This window comes from Rhodopirellula sp. UBA1907 (assembly GCF_002337565.1).
Classification (GTDB): Bacteria; Planctomycetota; Planctomycetia; order Pirellulales; family Pirellulaceae; genus Rhodopirellula; species Rhodopirellula europaea.
Genome location: NZ_DDGH01000101.1, coordinates 1 through 18,522, shown reverse-complemented (window position 1 = coordinate 18,522; position 18,522 = coordinate 1). Strand labels below are relative to the sequence as shown.

At 56.4% G+C, this 18,522-nt stretch carries 10 protein-coding genes and 1 pseudogene; 7 read left to right on the top strand and 4 right to left on the bottom strand.

Features of this window, described 5'->3' with window-relative positions; translation table 11 throughout:
• Positions 1 to 11 precede the first annotated feature (11 nt).
• Positions 12 to 2,687 (top strand): DNA mismatch repair protein MutS, encoded by a 2,676-nt coding sequence (gene mutS, locus B2R17_RS24970; protein WP_286766156.1) that lies wholly within the window; start codon positions 12 to 14, stop codon positions 2,685 to 2,687.
• Between the two features lie 118 nt (positions 2,688 to 2,805).
• Here mutS and B2R17_RS24965 read toward each other — a convergent pair whose 3' ends face one another.
• On the bottom strand, positions 2,806 to 4,470 hold the full coding sequence (locus B2R17_RS24965) for a VCBS repeat-containing protein (protein ID WP_339887675.1): 1,665 nt from the start codon (positions 4,468 to 4,470) through the stop codon (positions 2,806 to 2,808).
• Positions 4,471 to 4,660: 190 nt separating this feature from the next.
• Here B2R17_RS24965 and B2R17_RS24960 point away from each other — a divergent pair, with 190 nt between their 5' ends.
• Positions 4,661 to 7,771 (top strand): FG-GAP-like repeat-containing protein, encoded by a 3,111-nt coding sequence (locus B2R17_RS24960; RefSeq protein ID WP_286766154.1) that lies wholly within the window; start codon positions 4,661 to 4,663, stop codon positions 7,769 to 7,771.
• Positions 7,772 to 7,904: 133 nt separating this feature from the next.
• Here B2R17_RS24960 and B2R17_RS24955 read toward each other — a convergent pair whose 3' ends face one another.
• Positions 7,905 to 8,336, bottom strand: a complete 432-nt coding sequence (locus B2R17_RS24955) for a peptidylprolyl isomerase (protein WP_007326614.1) — start codon at positions 8,334 to 8,336, stop codon at positions 7,905 to 7,907.
• Between the two features lie 80 nt (positions 8,337 to 8,416).
• Positions 8,417 to 9,010, bottom strand: coding sequence for a hypothetical protein (locus B2R17_RS24950; RefSeq protein WP_286766153.1), 594 nt, complete (start codon positions 9,008 to 9,010; stop codon positions 8,417 to 8,419).
• Positions 9,011 to 9,367: 357 nt separating this feature from the next.
• On the opposite strand from B2R17_RS24950, the gene B2R17_RS24945 reads away from it, so the two are divergent.
• Positions 9,368 to 10,393: a glutamine synthetase beta-grasp domain-containing protein gene (locus tag B2R17_RS24945; protein ID WP_008663091.1), complete on the top strand. Its 1,026-nt coding sequence runs from the start codon at positions 9,368 to 9,370 to the stop codon at positions 10,391 to 10,393.
• Positions 10,394 to 10,643: 250 nt separating this feature from the next.
• Positions 10,644 to 10,832, top strand: a complete 189-nt coding sequence (locus B2R17_RS24940) for a hypothetical protein (protein WP_286766152.1) — start codon at positions 10,644 to 10,646, stop codon at positions 10,830 to 10,832.
• A gap of 123 nt (positions 10,833 to 10,955) precedes the next feature.
• Here the strand turns inward: B2R17_RS24940 and B2R17_RS24935 are convergent, their stop codons facing one another.
• The gene (locus B2R17_RS24935) at positions 10,956 to 12,203 is read right to left on the bottom strand and encodes a DUF1559 domain-containing protein (RefSeq protein WP_286766151.1); all 1,248 of its coding nucleotides are present in this window, start codon (positions 12,201 to 12,203) and stop codon (positions 10,956 to 10,958) included.
• A gap of 420 nt (positions 12,204 to 12,623) precedes the next feature.
• Between B2R17_RS24935 and B2R17_RS24930 the strand changes: the two genes are divergently transcribed.
• The 3 genes and pseudogenes from B2R17_RS24930 to B2R17_RS24920 all read left to right on the top strand — a co-directional run.
• The gene (locus B2R17_RS24930) at positions 12,624 to 14,723 is read left to right on the top strand and encodes a mu-protocadherin (protein WP_286766150.1); all 2,100 of its coding nucleotides are present in this window, start codon (positions 12,624 to 12,626) and stop codon (positions 14,721 to 14,723) included.
• Positions 14,724 to 14,820: 97 nt separating this feature from the next.
• On the top strand, positions 14,821 to 18,327 hold the full coding sequence (gene ileS, locus B2R17_RS24925; RefSeq protein ID WP_286766149.1) for an isoleucine--tRNA ligase: 3,507 nt from the start codon (positions 14,821 to 14,823) through the stop codon (positions 18,325 to 18,327).
• A pseudogene (locus B2R17_RS24920) lies at positions 18,324 to 18,522 on the top strand (phosphoribosylglycinamide formyltransferase); the annotation flags it as partial. The gene ileS and the pseudogene B2R17_RS24920, both read left to right, overlap by 4 nt.

Genomic DNA, 18,522 nt, shown 5'->3' with positions numbered 1-18,522 from the left:
CGATTCGCACCATGACTCCCATGATGCGACAGTACCACGAGGCGAAAGAGGCGTGCGGTGACGCATTGCTCTTCTTTCGCATGGGCGATTTCTACGAGCTGTTTTTGGACGACGCCAAGGTCGCTGCGGGGATCTTGGGGCTGACCCTCACCAGCCGCGACAAAGACAGCGATAATCCGACGGCGATGGCGGGTTTCCCCCATCATCAGTTGGATCAGTACCTGCAAAAGCTGATTCGTGCGGGCTTTCGAGCCGCGGTCTGCGAGCAAGTCGAAGACCCAAAAGCCGCCAAGGGCTTGGTCCGCCGCGAGATCACTCGGGTGGTCAGCGCCGGCACGTTGACCGACGAGGGATTGCTCGATCCCAAGGAACCGAACTACTTGGCCGCCGTTTTCGCACCAAGCCAGAAGGCTCGCGAAAAAGCGAAGAAAGAAGCAGCCAAAAACAACGACCCGAGCGGTGGCGACGTCGTCGGGATCGCGTGGGCGGAACTTTCCAGCGGCCGTTTCGAGGCCGGCGTTTTCCCGCGAGCCCGCCTGGACGATGAGCTCGCTCGAATTGGTCCCGCCGAAGTGCTTCACTGCGAAGACGACGCTTCCGTTCACCCCGACCCAACCGCGACTTGGTCTTGGACCGCTCGTCCCGCCTGGAGCTACGCGGCCGCCGACGCCGAAAAATCGCTGTGCAAACAGCTTTCGGTTGCCAACCTGGAAGGCCTTGGGTTTGAAGACAACGGCGACGTTGCGATCCGAGCCGCCGGTGCGGTGCTTTGTTATCTGAAAGAAACCCAGCGAGGATCACTGGATCACTTTCGTTCGTTGACCTGCCACAACCGCAGCCCGGTTTTGCAGATCGACGCCGCGACGCGACGCAGTCTCGAAATCACTCGGACGATGCGAACCGGTTCTCGCGAAGGTGCTTTGCTCGGCGTGATTGACCGGACCGTGACGCCGATGGGTTCGCGATTGCTCGCGGATCACTTGGCTGCTCCGCTTATCGATGCGGACGCGATCACCTATCGAACGGACGCGGTGGACGAGTTCGTTCGCAACAACACCCTGCGAAGCGACATCCGCACCGTCCTTGGTGACACATACGACCTGACCCGTTTGCTGGCTCGAGTCGCCACCGGGCGCACCGGACCGCGCGACTTGCGACAGATCGCGGTCACGCTGAGTGGTCTTCCGGCCCTTAAAGCTCGTTTGGCCGAACGAGACAGCGTGTGTCTGACTCAACTGGAATCGGAACTGCATCTCTGTCCCGAACTTCGCGAACAACTCGAGTCCGCCCTCAATGATGAATGCCCGCTGTCGGCTGCCGACGGCAACTTCATTCGTGAAGGCTTTGATTCCGAACTCGACACACTCCGCGAATTGGCTCGCGGCGGCAAACGCTGGATCGCTGAATATCAACAGCGACAAATGGACGAAACCGGCATCCCCAATCTGAAGGTTGGTTACAACCGCGTCTTTGGTTACTTCCTGGAAGTCAGCAACGCACACAAAGACAAAATCCCCGCGGACTTCATTCGCAAGCAAACACTGAAGAACTGCGAACGGTACATCACGCCGGAGCTGAAGGAATACGAAGAGAAGGTTCTCGCGGCGGATGAAAAGGCGTCCAGGCGCGAGCAAATGCTCTTCACGCTGCTCCGCGAAAACACGCACAAGCATCTGGCGATCTTGCAGGAAGTTGCGAACGCCATCGCCATGACCGACGTGGTCGCATCATTGGCAGAAGTCGCGGCGCAACATCACTGGGTGCGTCCAACCCTGACCGATGACAGCGTGCTTCGTATTGAAGGTGGCCGACACCCGGTGCTGGATGTCACGATGGCGCAGGGCGAGTTTGTTCCCAACGATTGCATTCAAAGTCCCGAAACGGGAATGATCTTGCTGATCACCGGCCCCAACATGGCCGGTAAGAGCACGTACATTCGCCAAGTCGCGTTGATCACTTTGCTGGCACAAACCGGCAGCTTCGTCCCCGCGACCTCCGCCGAAATTGGAATCGCCGATCGAATCTTCGCTCGCGTTGGTGCGAGCGATGAACTCAGTCGCGGCCAAAGCACGTTCATGGTCGAGATGGTCGAGACCGCTCGGATTCTGAACACGGCAACCTCACGCAGCTTGGTCATCCTTGACGAAATCGGTCGAGGAACCAGCACGTACGATGGCTTGTCGTTGGCCTGGGCGATCACGGAGCATTTGCACGAACAAATCGGCGCAAGAACGCTTTTCGCAACCCACTATCACGAACTCGCCGCACTCCAAGAAACGCTGCCGCGCGTCGCCAACCTCAGCGTCGCGGTGAAAGAATGGCAAGACGAAGTGGTGTTCTTGCACCGCATCGTGCCGGGGAGTGCTGACAAGAGTTACGGCATCCAAGTCGCGCGATTGGCCGGGATTCCGGTCGAAGTCAACGAGCGTGCGAAGGATGTCCTGGCACAACTTGAAGCAGACCACCGTGACAGTCTCGACCGACCCACGATCGCTCCACCAAGTGGACCCAACGGAAAGGGCTCCGGCGACACCTATCAATTGACGTTGTTTGGCTATGCCGATCACCCGCTGATCCAAGAGATTGAAACAGTCGACATTGATTCAATGTCACCGATCCAGGCTTGGCAGTTCCTGCAAGATGCGAAAGCGAAACTGACCGCCGGCCCGAACCCCGTTCGAGGTTGATAGAGCTTTCGTGTTAGCGGAGTGGCGCGAGCCACCCGGTGAGGAACCGGATGGCTCGCGCCATTCCGCTAAGAAGTTAGAACGCCCAAAGCGTGCCAGCGAGTTTCAACGGAGAACCTCAGTCCGCAGCCTTGAGCTGCTTCCACCATTCGACGTGAGGATCATCGGATTCTTCGTCTCGAAAGAAGTTGCCGATTCCAAATTCGTCGATGCCGTCGGCGTCCATGTCAGCGACCTCCAACGTCAGATGGTATTGGAAATCGGTCTCAAGGATCTCGCCTTCGAAAACACCGTCCTCGCCTTGTCGAAGCAACAACAGCGATGGCGAACCGCTTCCCCGCCAACGCTTGATCGTCGGTGAAGCCAGCAGCGCGCCCGCGACCACATCCAGGTCGCCATCTCCATCAAAATCTCCGGCTTGCGCTCGCAATACACCCGGCATGATAGCCAGTGGATGATGCACAAACTCAGCTCTCGGAGCTTGGTCAGGTTTTGATGCGGATGATTCTACCCAGCTGCTTTGATCCTCGAATGGATTTTCGAGCCACTGAACCATGTGGTGACGCTTTGCACCTCGGTCAAATGAATCACCGTTGCTGAAAAGCACATCGATATCATCGTCACCATCCAGATCAACCAGTTCGATGCCGGTTGAACCGTAAGACGGATCAGGAGCCGAATACAGGGCGACATTTCGAAATTGCCCGGTCCCGTCATTGAAGAACGCTTCAATGGATTCATGCTCCTGACTAATCAGGGCGACAAAGTCCAAATGACCGTCTCCATTTAGATCGATTGTGGGAACGTTGACCGGGCCGGCTCGTTCATCGATTGTTTCCATCGTGAAAGCTCTGCTTCCTAGCGAGATGTCGACTTTTCCGTCACGTCGCAATAAGAACAGCCCACCCGTTTTTCTCCAACCAAAAACCGCGACGACAAAATCCAGGTCGCCGTCGGAATCAAAATCGCCCGGCTGAACCTCGGCAACTCGTCCCAGCCCATCGGCCAAGACGATCTTTTCCATGGTTCCGACCTCACCGGTTTCATCCGGCTTTGACTGGCGAAGCACGACGACTTGGCCAAGGTCACTGTCCGCTGCATTGAACTCACCGACATCGCCGACGATCAGATCCAACAAACCATCCGCGTCGATGTCACAAGGCTCGACATGGACGGGTTGAAACAGCGTTGCCAAACGTTTTGTCGTGCTTTCGGATTCACCTGGCCACGTCGCAAAAACCGCCCCGGTGTTTACATCACAGGCAACGAGCGCCGGAGAATCACCGAGTCCGGATGAGATCCATTGCAGGTGGCTGATCCCGGGTGGGCGTGACGTTTGCAGATCCACGGAACGCTGCATCCAATCCGCACGGCTAAGCCCAAACTTTTGCTCGGCGAACGGCAGCCCCTTCGACTTGGGTGCCTGCAACTGAAAGAACTTCACCGTTTCCGAGCGGTCCGGAACGATCACGTCCGTGCGGCCTGATTCCTGGTAAGTCATGTACATCTGATCGACCACCTGCGGCCACTCGGATTGTGGTGCGCCGCTGGGACTGGGCATCACATGACAAGTCGAACAGAACTCCTCGACCTGAGGACGAACCCGCTCAACCAATCGGTCATCAAGCGATCGCGAATCGGTGACCTTGCCTGTGTCCGAAACGGGAGCGTTGTTCCTTGATTGGACCGTTTCTTTGGCGAGGTTGCCCGATGACGAATCAGACGAAGGCCTGCATCCGATTTCGATCGAAAGCACTCCGATGGCCAACCCGAAACAGAGCATTCGAGTGAGTGTCGTGTGCGTACCGAAAAGCAAAAAATCGTTCCAAGAAAAAGGGTGATCGAAAAACGAGCGGAGGACGTCCTCCCGCTGACAGGGTGGACCGAGAAACCACATCGGAAACAACGAAATACCGTTGGCAGTTTAGCCCCGCCGCTCATGCCAAAGCAATTGCTGAGATACAATGACTGCCATGAACGCTGCTTGTTATTTGATAAAGAATTCTCTCCGTCGCTGCCGTCCCGCGGCAGGTCGATTCGTTGCTATTTGGGCTTTGTTGACCCTCTGTTGTGGATGCCCTCGCTCCACCACCACGAGCAATACCGATGAAGAGGTCACCGCCAAGCGACCACTGGGACGCATGCGCGTGCTCGGTCGAAACGGAAAGTGGGACGATGCCTGGCAGCTTCGCGAAGCCGTGCTGGAAAAACACGGCGAAGATCCAGACGCGATCACGTATGTCGCGCGGGTGGCACATCAAACCGGGCGAGCCAATCTGGCGGCCGACTATCTCGAGCAAGCCAGCCAGGTCGAGAATTACGCTTCCGCAAAACGAGTCGATGAAACGCTCATCGCGATGATCTCCGCCGGTCGAACGCACGACGCGATGGCCTTTTTGGAAAAGGTCGTGAACGCCCATCCGGATCGCCACGAAACCCGGCGAGTGCTATTCGATCTGCAGATGGGCACCGAAGAACGTGGAGCCGGCCTAAAACACGGACGCAAGCTAATCTTGGAAAGGCAGTTTGATCTCGAACTGCTGATGACGATGACCGACACCGAGATCCGATCCATGGATGCAAAGCCGCTGGACGAAATGGTGCAGCGCAATCCAGATGACCTACGCCCGTTGATCGGAGCGGCTCGTTCGGCGCTGGACCAAAACTTATTCGATGAAGCAAGAGAAAGCCTGGACAAGATTGTTGATCGTCACCCGAATTACGCGACCGCCGCAGCGATGCGTTCGCTTTTGCTTGCTGAACAAGCGGATTGGCAGGAGCTCGAATCATCGCTGGCGAACTCGCCCGCGGAAGTGACTCAGCGGCGTCATTTCTGGACGGCGATGGGCATGTGGTCCGAAGCGGTTGAGAACGCCGGTTCAGCGGCACGAGCTTATTTGCGAGCGGCTCAACTCGATCCCGACATTTCGCGTTCTTGGCTGGATCTGCAACGGGTCCTTCAAAGCAACCCTTCGCTCGGTGCGAGTCCCCAGGTGATCGAAGCGGTTGGCAATCGGGCCGAACAACTCAATCGATTCAATCAACTTCGCCGTCGTTTCAATCGGTCCGGTCGTATTTCGCGATCCGTGATCGCTGACATGGTAGGCGTCGTGCGAGAAATGGGCCGTCCCTGGGAAGCCGAAGCGTGGATCTCCGTCGCGATGCAATTGCCGGAAGACGACACGATCGACCTACAGCAAATGCGAAAGGACCTGATCGCTGAACTCCGTCGCGACACGCCTTGGCAACAGACAGAAGATTTCCCAGAACTCCAACTGGATCTTTCCCATCTGGCTTTTCAACCTTCCATCGAACGATTCCTCGACGAGCAATCAGACGAAGACCTGCGCGACACGCCGCCTTCGGTGATCGATGATTCACAGCTCGAAATAGCGGACGAAAATCGTGGCAAGACTCGTCCGATCGAAATGGCCAACGAAGCCAAACAACGCGGCATTGCCTTCTTGGCTTCGACCGGCGATGACCTGGACCAACCGGGCATCAGCTTGCATCAAACACTCGGATGCGGAGGTGCGACGCTGGATTTTGATCGCGACGGATGGAGCGACTTGGCATTGGTCACAGCAGGCGGCACGCCACCGCAAAAGGACTCCCCGCCAAACGTTCTGCTGCGGAACGAGAACGGTGTGTTCACAACAGCCCCCGAATCAGCCGGTGTCAACGACCGCGGTTTTGCACAAGGAATCGCGGTTGGCGATCTCAACGAAGATGGCTGGCCCGATCTGCTGTGCACCAACTATGGACCGAACGTGCTGTTGATCAATCAAGGCGATGGAACGTTCATCAACGCGACCGATCAATGGCTCGCCAATCCAGACGAATCACGCTGGTCCACTGGAGCAGCCTTTGCTGATTTGGATTCGGACGGCTTGTCGGATTTGGTTGTGTTGAATTACTGCGAAGGCTTGGATCCTGTCACGTTTGTTTGTGGCAGCGACTCGGACGACGAGCCAGCCAGATCGTGCTCGCCGATGCGGTTCAGTGGCGATCACGATCAATTCTTCCGAACCAATTTCCGCGGCAACCTTCGCGACGTGACCGAACAGTGGAGTCTAAAAGCCACCGATGCCGGACGCGGTCTCGGTCTGGCAATCGGACGCTTTGAAGATCGCATTGGCAACCAAGTCTTCGTCGCCAATGACATGACCAGCAACTTCTATTGGTCGCGTGCTTTGAACCAAACGTCCAGCGACGACACCGCAAACATGAGCTGGACCGAATCTGCCTTGCCACGAGGGCTGGCCGTTGACGTTCGATCGGTCGCTCAGGGTTCGATGGGCATCGCCGCGGATGACTTCAATGCCGACGGCAAAATTGACTTCTACGTCACCAACTTTGACCAGGAGTACAACACGCTTCATCTACAAACCGGTCCTGGCAGTTGGCGTGATTCCACCATGGCAGTGGACTTGGGATCCGACACATTGCCTCTGGTTGGCTTCGGAACCACGACGACAGACCTGGACGGTGACGGAAACAATGAGTTAGTCGTTGCCAATGGCCACGTTGATATTTTCCAGCGGGATGACCTTTCAGAAGAAGCAACAGACCGACCTGCTCGCCGAAGCCAATATGCTCAGCCGATGCAGTTCTTTCGCCACGGAGACGACGGCCGTTTCGAACCCGCGGCGACTTCTGGCGAATACCTTTCTCAACCACATGTCGGACGGAGCCTGTGGACGATCGATGCCAATCGCGATTTCAAGCCTGACCTGGTGGTGACTCACCAAACCGAGCCTGTCGCGTTGCTCGTCAATCACACCGAGTCGTCAGCTCCAAAGCTGAAATTACGCGTGACCGGAACGCGGTCTTCCCGTGACGCAATCGGCACCAAGATCACCGTAACCGCTGGCGACTGGAAAAGGACGCACTGGGTAACCTCCGGTGGCAGTTACCTCTGCAACGAGGAAGCGAGTTGGATGTTGAGCTGCCCGGATGCCGAGGACGAGGTTCGTGTCGAAATCACGTGGCCGGACGACCAGCAACAAAGCTTTGCGGGACTCGCAACCGATTCAGAATGGTTGATGGTTCAGGGAAAACCACAGGCCATCAACCTTCGTTGACGCATCCCGATGAATTGCCCGAAATTGGATTCGGCCATTCCGAGACGACATGAAAAAACCCCGGTGAATTCACCGGGGTCGCGTTTGCATCAAGATCATTCCCGGCACGCGGGGTGCCGAGGACAGTGTCGGTTCACTCTTCGGTGACGCGAACCGTCTTCATCGTGTCGCCTTGCTCGATCGCATCAACGACGTCTTGGCCTTCGATGACTTTGCCGAACACGCTGTGTCGATTGTCGAGGTGAGGTTGGGCTTCGTGAGTGATAAAGAATTGCGACCCATTCGTGTTGGGGCCAGCGTTGGCCATCGACAAAACGCCGGGGCCATCGTGCTTGAGCTCGGGGTGGAACTCATCTTCGAACTGGTACCCAGGTCCACCGCGTCCACTGCCTTCGGGGCAACCGCCTTGAACCATGAAGTTGGGAATCACACGATGGAAAACCAATCCGTCGTAGTACTTCTTCTCGCAGAGCGTTTCGAAGTTCTCAACGGTCTTCGGAGTTTTGTCGTCAAACAATTCGATGCGAATCGTTCCGCGATCGGTGTCAAAGGTGGCAACTTTCATCGGTCACTTTCGTCTAAGAAGTAAAAACGGTTTGTTGGTCGGGTTGATTGGGAGAACGCCATTCGCGTCGGTCACAAGACTCACAAATCGAGCGACGATTCCAATTCGCGAAGTTCTCGCTCAGTTTCGTCTTCAAACGTCGTCTCATCGATCGGCTCGTCGTCGGAACCAAAGCCATCGGAAATTGTCGAGGACGGATTCGAAGCATTGAGTTCTTTGCGAGTCCCATCAGGCAAGATCAAGATGGCTTCATCGACTCCGCCGCCTGGTCCCACTTTCACCGCTGCTTTGGCGGAACCGCTGGTTCCCTCCAGATCGAAAACGATGAAGTCGGGATTCTCTTCGGCTTCGTTGACTGTTTCGCCAAAGTTCATCGACATCGACTCGATCTCGCCAATCTCGTCGGTGACCTCAGGCATTCGGTTCAGGTCTGCTCGAACGGGTTCGAAAACGGCACCCAAACCGCCGACTTTTGACATCGCAAACCACAGCACGCCACAGCAAATCAGCATCGAGACAAATCCGAGCCCCAAGACGATTGCGAGAATCATCGGCCATTTTTTCTTGGCCGGTGGTTGAGCACCGGGCCCCCCGGGACCACCAACGACTTCGGGAGTCAATGGATTTTGATAGGCCCGATTTGGATCAAATGGATCGTTTGGTGTATTGGACATGATTCCGTTTCGCCCACGCGATGGTGAAGATTCTTCCCTGACAAGCAATTGACGATTGCGTTGACCGCCATGGCTCCCGCAATGCTTACCAAGCTGGCATATTCAGCTGCTTCGTAACAGAGCGAACATTAAACCCAAATGCATTCGGATTTGGTACCGCCCCAGATTCTTCCCTTTCTGAGCATTGGTAATCCGTGTCAATTCGGGTATTTTAAGGGCCGTTGGCTGCATCGAAGTGAATCACGCTGATTCATTTTTCATTGCTGCGGTTGGGTAGAACCGTTTGTCTGACAGTTTCATTCTTTGCTCTGGCAAGACCGCCAAGGGCACCAAAAAGTCTTTAGGAGACTCGCATCCATGACCAAGTGTAAGTTGGAATACATCTGGCTCGACGGCTATCAACCGACCCAGAGCATGCGCAGCAAAACCAAAATCGTCGACGACTTCAGCGGCAAAGTGGAAGACGCCGAAATGTGGTCGTTCGACGGTTCGTCAACCGAACAAGCCCCCGGTGGAGCCAGCGACTGCTTGCTGAAGCCCGTCTTCTGCGTTCCCGATCCGGATCGTTTGGGCACTGGCTTCTTGGTGATGTGCGAAGTGATGAATGCCGATGGCACGCCTCACCGCAGCAACGGCCGTGCAACAATCAAGGACGACGACAACGACTTCTGGTTCGGTTTCGAACAGGAGTACACGATCTTCGACCCAGAAACCAAGAAACCAATCGGCTTCCCATCTGAAGGTTTCCCAGGACCTCAAGGCCCTTACTACTGCTCGGTCGGTGCCGGCAAAGCAGTCGGTCGTGAAATCGTCGAAGAGCACCTCGAACTGTGCTTGCAAGCTGGCTTGAACGTCGAAGGCATCAACGCCGAAGTCATGATGGGCCAGTGGGAATTCCAAATCTTCGCCAAGGGTGCTGCCCAAGCTGGCGACGAAATTTGGCTCGCACGCTACTTGCTGGATCGCACCGGCGAGAAGTACGGCATGGAAATCAACTACCACTGCAAACCAGTCAAAGGTGACTGGAACGGCAGCGGCATGCACGCCAACTTCAGCAACACGACCCTGCGTACGTGCGGCAGCAAAGAAGTTTACGAAGCGATTTGCCAAGCCTTCGAGCCTCGCATCACCGAGCACATCGATGTTTACGGTGCTGACAACGATCAGCGTTTGACCGGTTTGCACGAAACGCAATCGATCGACAAGTTCAGCTACGGCATCTCGGACCGCGGTGCATCGATCCGCATTCCAATCGCCACGGTTGAAAAGGGCTGGAAGGGATGGTTGGAAGATCGTCGCCCAGCTTCGAACGCTGACCCATACATGGTTGCCAGTGCAATCATCGCAACGGTCAAGACAGCCAACGTCCCAGCCGGCGTTTGAACCAAGTTCCCGGCCCAGGCTGCTGAGCCGATTCAATCGTGAGCGACTTCAATCGCCACGGTCGATATCACTCTGAAATTCAGTGCCGAGTCACCCAGGTGACTCGGCATTTTTTATGCGCCGACATCGACTTCACACCTGCCAGGCCCTGCTCAGAACAACACCTCTCCCATTCCAAACGGTTACAATGGCGAGCCCGCGTCCACTTTGTTGACGCCTGTCCTTTTTCGAATTCTTGACCGGAGTGCCCATGAACGCCTCGAATCTTCGTCGTGCCCTCGCTGTTGTTTGCTGCCTCACCTTAGGCACTGCAATCGGATGTCCATCACAACCGGACACGGCACTGGAAAACGCAGACCAGTCGGCGATTGAAGCTTACCAAGCGGAACAAGCCAAAGAACAAGCCGCAATGGACGGCTCGCTCGACGCCAAACCCTAGTGAACGACCTCTTTGAAGCAGGCGACCTTGGCTTTTCACCAGTTCGCTCGTGACAAATAAAAAAGCCGACTTCGCTCAAAGAACGAAGCCGGCTTTTTCTGTTTTCAACCTAGATGGGAAGTATCAAAACTCTTCATCAATGATCTCTCGACCACCTTTGGTCCCCATGGCTCCCCAGACACCATAAGGGCTCTTTGACCCTGGCTTCGCGGTTGCCAGTGTTGCATTCTGCCAAACCATCTCGTGGTTTTGGTTGCCTGCATCAATTGAGTCCGTGATGAACTTGACCGCTCCATCGCCCATCAGAATATGAGCCCCACCTTGGTGACGGCTCGATGGCGGGAACATCCCGGTCTGCCCGGCATTGTTGCCTCCACAAATGGCTGCGTTGGGCGGAGCAATCGTGTGGATGCCGCTGAAGTTAGGCCGGAAGTCGGCCCACTTATAACCACGTCCGCCATTCACACCTTGGATCGGAGTGCCCGCGAGCCAGAACTGCGGGCGTTCCGGATCGATTTGGCCGTCCTCGACGCAGAAATTTGGGTTGGCCCGCACTTCGTTGGGTGGATTTCCGTTGATGGACTGGATTCCCCGGGTGTCGCGATCACCCAAATCAGTAATCAACTCCGCCATTGCGACGGTATTGGAAAGACCATCGAGAACATCACGGAACTTAGAAGTCGTGTGCGGAACAAACATACCTCGGTCTGCAGCCCGCGATCGTTGCGACCAGCCGTTATTCGTCACTTTCTCCCCAGATGGGTCGTGGTGCGATCTGGTCCCACGTACAGACCACTCCATCGAATCACCAAGGCACGCCCCGTAGTTTGTACGACCTTGACCTGGCAAGCCTTGTCCGGGATCGCTCGGACAGCGAAGCATCGGAAGATTGGTCATCCATGGGCGATACTGCAAGTGTTCCACCGTAGGTCCCATTGCGGGCCAAGGAACGGTCAAGGGTGTGTTCAAATCAAGAGCATTGACCAGACTCGGATTGCTGATCTCTTCCCATAGCCCTTGTTGCTCCACAAATGGAGTCAGCCCAACCAACATGCTCAATCGCCAAGCATTGGCATCGCCGTAATTCGTCCACCAGTTCGAGGTTCGAGCGGTGCTACCAAAAGGCGCTGCTCCGCCGTCGGTACTACCAGTCCCAACTCCATGAATGGGAAGTTGGTTGTACGCAGAGTGGTAGTTGTGAATCGCCAACCCCAGCTGCTTGAAATTATTGCTGCAGCTCATCCGACGAGCTGCTTCCCGGGCTGCTTGCACTGCTGGCAGCAGCAGCCCCACCAAAACGCCAATAATGGCAATGACCACCAAAAGCTCCACCAAAGTGAAACCTTTCGGCTGAACGCGAAAACGCTTCATGACAATATCTCCTAGAAACAAAATGAAACAGCACTCACTCAATACGAGCAGAGCAAGTGCCTTCTCATCTTAGGGATAATGTCAACCTTCGGTACAGAAACATCACGTACCAAAACACATTTTTCGCGAGTTTATCTCACGAAACACCCGCCCAGAGGTCGCTTCCCTTCCCTAGCAACCACCCCTCCAATGGCGAGGAACACCGCCTTTGTATCGAAGGATGCTCTGCAACCGGTTTCAAACTGGAGTGCTATTTCCGTAAGTCCCGCTACCAAACAGTCTTGTGTTTTCACCCCACATCGGGCTTTACCTCAATCAGCCATCGCCGGTACGATTTGGCGTGAAACCCGATGGGCTGCAATGTGAATCACTCGGAATGTGCTTCCAAGCCCACAACTGAACACAGCAAAGGATTGTGCCATGGGTGGCGCTGTGACGTTATTGTTGGTCGCGACGATGGGCATCACTTTCGGATGGACTCCGGACGGTGCCGATGGGGTGAAATACATCATCCAAGTCCCGCCTGACCAGCTCGATCAACTCGAACGCGTCGGTGAGATCACCAGCACGATTTCGCCAGAAGTGCGAGGACGCGTCAGCGAGATCGTCATTCGCGTAGGCGATGGCCCCGTACCTCGGCAGATGCCTGCGAATTGGATGCAAACCAACGCATCGCATCCCTCCGGAGTCTCGCAAGTCGTCTCGGACGAAAATGCACTTCGCGGATTGCCAATCGCATCGGACGACCGTCGACCGATTCCGATTCCCATGTCATCCAATTCGATGCAACCGGGGATCATCCCAGGGAACGTCAACTCGCCCAGCGTCACTCGGTTGATGAAGCCGCAATCCAACGGCATGAGCATGCCCGGCGGATTCGATGCGCCCGCTCCAACTGGAGGAGCACCGACCGGCGGTTTCAGCATGCCGCCGTCATTAGCGCAAGGCCCTACCGCCACCGGTGCCGCAAACAATGGATCGCTTGGTGACAGCCTTCGTGCGGGTGCCGAGTCCTTCGGGCGTTCGATCGGGCTGGGCACACCGAGCACCGCCCCAACAAACGCAGCCGCACCCAATCGCGATCCCTCAACGACCGTAGCTCCTCCACCGTTCACCGGCACCGGAAATTCCAATCTGTCCGGGAATCCCAATCTGACCAACACGGATCGCGCCGCCCGTGCCGGAGGCCCGTCGACTGATCCGGCGGCGTCCACAGGAAGCAGCGCACGACCTTGGCCAAACAACGACGACGATTGGTACGCATTGGGAGACCGGCCTGCTCAGCGTCCTTCGACCGCGCCCGTCAACAATTCCGCCACCGCATCCAACGCGGGTACAACGTCTCGACCAGGTTCGGACGCAACCAATCGCAACGCCACAAACGCGGGACTCAACACAGGCAACTTCAATCAAATGCCCAGTGGGATCAGTGGACAAAATCCCTACGGTCAATCGAACTCGGACGCCCTCGCCAACTCGTCCTCACGTCGCGAAAACCCATATTCCACGACGGCGGCTGATCGAGACGATACGATCCGACGAGATGAGTACGCCCCGCACCTGACCGCGGCCGAAGCAGCCCGACTGCCCAAGAACGGTTACGACTTCGATGACGCTGGGAACGCCGTCGATCGCTTTGGATATCGCCTGAATGCATACGGCGATCGCATTGATCAGAACGGCCGACCGATAGATGCCTCGAGCTATGCCGAAAATCGTGCAAACGCCAACACGGATCCCACCGGCAACCCACAGTATCCCAGCAACAACCCGTTCCCCGGCGGTGCATCACCAACGACTCAGCCCGGTCGAAATTCGACTGACGCCACCTACGCCAATCAGTCGGGCAGTGGCTACAGTCAATCCAACACTGGAGCGCCCGCGTCCGGCTATCCTGCGTCCGGCAATGGAAGCTCCGCCTACCCCGCCAACCAAAACACCGCCTCCGGTGCTGCGGCGAACCCGTATGGGCCGAACGGCCAAACGTACCCAACCGCCAACACGCAGCAACCGCCGCCAACGATCCCAACCGGATACGCTGGCTCGCCAAGAAACGGATATCCAAACGCGGCTCAGCCCCAGACTCAGTACCCTCAGGTGCCGAATTACGGAACCACTCCGCCTTACGCGCCGATCGATCCAAATATCAATCCGGCTACGGGATACCCGTATCAAAACGCGAACTATCCCAACACCGTTCCAACCTATGTGGCGAACAGCAACACGTCCGCCGGTGGGTCTCCGACGGGATCGCCCAGTGCCGGCGCCGCACCACCCCGAGGTCCCGGTTCCGGCTCGACTGACGCCGCAGGTGCCACGACGGGAGCAACCTCCGACAACGGCGATCGATCCAACCGCGAAAAGGTGGCCACGCAGACTCTTTTCAATGCGTTGCTGCTCGTGTCCTTTGTCGCCAACCTGTACCTCATGTACTGGCTGAACGTTCTGCGGCTGAAATACCAGGAAATGGTGGCGGCGAAGCGTGCCGCGGCGAGTTCCAACGCGGCCGCGGTCGCCTAAGAAGCCCTGCGAATCGGACGGGGGTGGGGGAAATGTCCTTCAACGCATAAAACTATGCGTTGTTTTGACATTCCCATCTCATTCGTCCGGTTATCACGTGTCCGCGAATTCGACCGCCGCTTTTCGTGCCCCCGCCGCAAGCCCCCATTTCCCGACTCTCGAAGAGCAGGTGCTGGCGTTTTGGGACCAGCATTCGATCTACGAACAATCGCTCGCCCGTCGCGCCAACGCACCAACATTCGTCTTCTACGAAGGCCCGCCTACCGCCAACGGCATGCCTCACCCCGGGCACTGCCTGACGCGCGCGATCAAGGACGTTTTTCCTCGCTACAAAACCATGCGAGGTTACCGCTGCGAACGAAAGGCTGGTTGGGACACTCACGGTTTACCCGTGGAAGTCGAAGTCGGCAAAGAACTGGGCATCCATAGCAAAGAAGAAATCGAAGCTTACGGCGTCGAACCCTTCATCCAGAAATGCCAATCCAGCGTTTGGCGCTACATGCAGGAATGGCAAACGTTGACCCGCCGGCTCGGGTTCTGGGTCAACCTGGAAGAAGCCTATGTGACCTACCATCAATCCTATGTTGAAAGCGTTTGGTGGTCACTCAAGAACTTGTTCGACCGAGGACTGCTCTACCAAGGTCACAAAATTGTGTGGTGGTGGGCTCAAGGCGGCACGGCGCTCTCCGCTGGCGAAGTCGGCCAAGGCTACCGCGAAGTTGCTGACCCGAGTGTCTATGTGTTGTTCCCGTTGGTGGACCAACCTGAACGATCGCTGGTCGTTTGGACGACCACACCTTGGACCTTGCCAAGCAACATGTACGCCGCGGTGAAACCCGACCTCGAATACGCCGTGGTCAAGGATTCCGAGACCGGCCAAGAGTTGGTGTTGGCCGCCGCGCTGGTCGAGTCACTGGCGGGCAAGCTAAAACGCGAATTGACGGTTGTCGAAACCATCTCGGGCGAGTCGCTCGTGGGCCAACGCTACCAACCTCCGTTCGACGATTACCACTCTCGACTAAACGATCCAACCGGTGAGCTGGCCACTGGTGGAGAAGAGTCTCTCTATTGGCGCGTCGTTGCCGCTGACTTTGTCACGACTGACTCAGGGAGTGGTCTGGTTCACTTGGCACCCGCCTTCGGTGAAATCGACTATGAAGTCTTGGTGACGGAACGAACCCGTTTTGTCGATGGCCAGCGTCCCGAGCTGCTGTGTGCGGTCGGTCCCAATGGCAAGTTCACCGACGAGTTTGCATCGATGAAAGGTGTCTGGGTCAAAGAAGCTGACAAGACGCTGACGCGAACGTTGCGTGAGTCCGGACGACTGTTGCACCTCGAACAATACCTTCACGATTATCCGTTCTGCTGGCGGGCGGACGATGACCCCTTGATCCAGTACCCGCGAGAAAGCTGGTTCATCCGGACGACCAAGTTCCGCGATCTGATGTTGAAAAACAACAGCAAGATCGGTTGGCAACCCGAACACATTCGCGATGGCCGATTTGGGAATTTCCTGGAAAGCAACGTCGACTGGGCATTGTCCCGAGAGCGTTACTGGGGCACTCCGCTTCCGATCTGGGTTTGCCAATCGACCGGTCGCATGGAAGCCATTGAAAGCTACGAAGAGTTGCTGGCGAAACCAGGCGTGGATGGAACTCAGGTTTGGGACAACGCGAAAGCGGCCAACCCAGAACTGCCTGACGATCTGCGAGTACACAAACCGTACATCGATTCGGTCACCTACGATTCGCCATTCGAATCGGGTGCCCGAATGCAACGAGTCAGCGAGGTCATCGACTGCTGGTACGACAGTGGCGCAATGCCGTTTGCTCAGTGGGGATGGCCACACCAAAACGACGCTCAATTCCAAGAGCAGTTCCCAGCGGACTTCATCAGCGAAGCGATCGACCAAACCCGCGGTTGGTTCTACAGCCAACTGGCGATCAGCACGATGCTCTTCGGCGAAGGCGCGTCGATTCGCGAAGCCGGAACGAAAGCAAACGAATTGGCACCGTCGCGTGACAGCGAATCGGATTACCCGCACCCGTTCCGCAACTGCATCGTGCTCGGGTTGATGCTGTCGCAGTGGTACGAATCCGCTGGCAAAGAAGGCCAACCGAAAACGGTGTTGCTGTCAGAAGCCGAAGCAGATCAAGCCGAAGGCAAGTTCACCAAGAAGACCGGCAAGATGTCCAAGAGTCTTCGGAACTACCGCAGTCCCTCGGAGATCTTCGACAAGTACGGCGCCGATGCGATGCGTTGGTATTTCTTCGCCAACCAAGCGCCATGGAATTCGATCATCTACGCCGATCAAGCAATCCGCGATTCGATCCCTGAGTTCCTGCTGCGGCTTTGGAACACGTACAGCTTCTTTTCGATCTATGCAGAGATCGACGGTTTTGATCCCACATCCGCGACGGATGTTGATGAGCAGTTGAGTCCGGCATCGCTCGCCTCCGCACCGACCTATCGCCCGATCAGCGAACGAAGCGAGATCGATCGATGGATCCATTCCGAATTGCATCGCACGTTGGCGACGGTCATCGACCGGATGGACGCGTTTGACAACTACAACGCGTGCCAAGCGATCACGAACTTGCTCGATGGTCTCAGCAATTGGTACGTCCGTCGAAGTCGCGATCGTTTCTGGGCCCCCGATTCGGATTCGCCCGACAAGCACGATGCGTACTGGACGCTCTACGAAGTCATGCTGGAGTTGACCAAGGTCATCGCCCCGTTTGTTCCCTTCTTGGCGGACACGTTGTGGCAAGAGTTGACCGCTCCGTTTGGCGACAAGGCACTGAAGAGCGTTCACCTTTGTGACTTCCCCAAACCAGATGCCACCCGCGTCGATCAAAAGCTTTCCGACTCGATGCGACTGCTTCGCGAAATTGCATCGATGGGACGATCGGCTCGTGCGGATGTCAAACTGAAAGTTCGCTTGCCGCTGTCCAAGGTCGAAGTGATTTTGACCGACGACTCAGCGATCGATTGGTTGCAAAGCCACGACGCTTTGGTTCGGGAAGAGTTGAATGTCAAAGCCGTCGACTACACGACCGATGGCGGCGACTACGTTCAATACACGATCGTCCCCAACTTCAAACGGCTTGGTCCAAAGGTTGGCAAGAACATCCCCGTGGTCAAAAAGATGCTGGGAGAAGCCGACGGCAACCAGTTGTTGACTCAGCTTCAAACTGCCGGCTTCGTCGAATTGGAACTTCCGTCGGGTCCATTGAAATTGGATGGCGAAGACATCGAGGTCCGACTGCAAGCTCGCGAAGGATGGGCGGCAGCTCAAGGATCGGGATGTGTCGTCGTGCTCAATACCGAAGTCACACCTGAACTACGTCGTGAAGGATTGGCGAAGGACTTGATTCGCGGCATCCAAAGCCAACGCAAGGAACTCGATTGCCAATACACCGATCGGATTCAAGTGGCAATTGAAACGTCTGATGCGGAACTGCAATCTGCGATCGAGGAACATCGCACCATGATTTGTGGCGAGACGTTGGCGGACGAACTGGTCATTGGCACTCTGGCCAACGCCCAGCAAGTTGCCATCGAAGGCGGCGAATTGTACGTCGCCAAGGTGAGCAGCAAGTGAGCAATGTAAGCACATTGAAAGTGGCCGTCTTCCTCAGTGGAGGCGGTCGCACGCTGGCCAATTTAATTCGTCATCGCGACGAGCATGGACTGCCGATCGATTTCCGGTTGGTGATCGCCAGCCGAGACGGATTGGGCGGAATCAAAATCGCCGAAGATGCGGGCATCGAAACCCGCGTCGTTCGCAAATCCGATT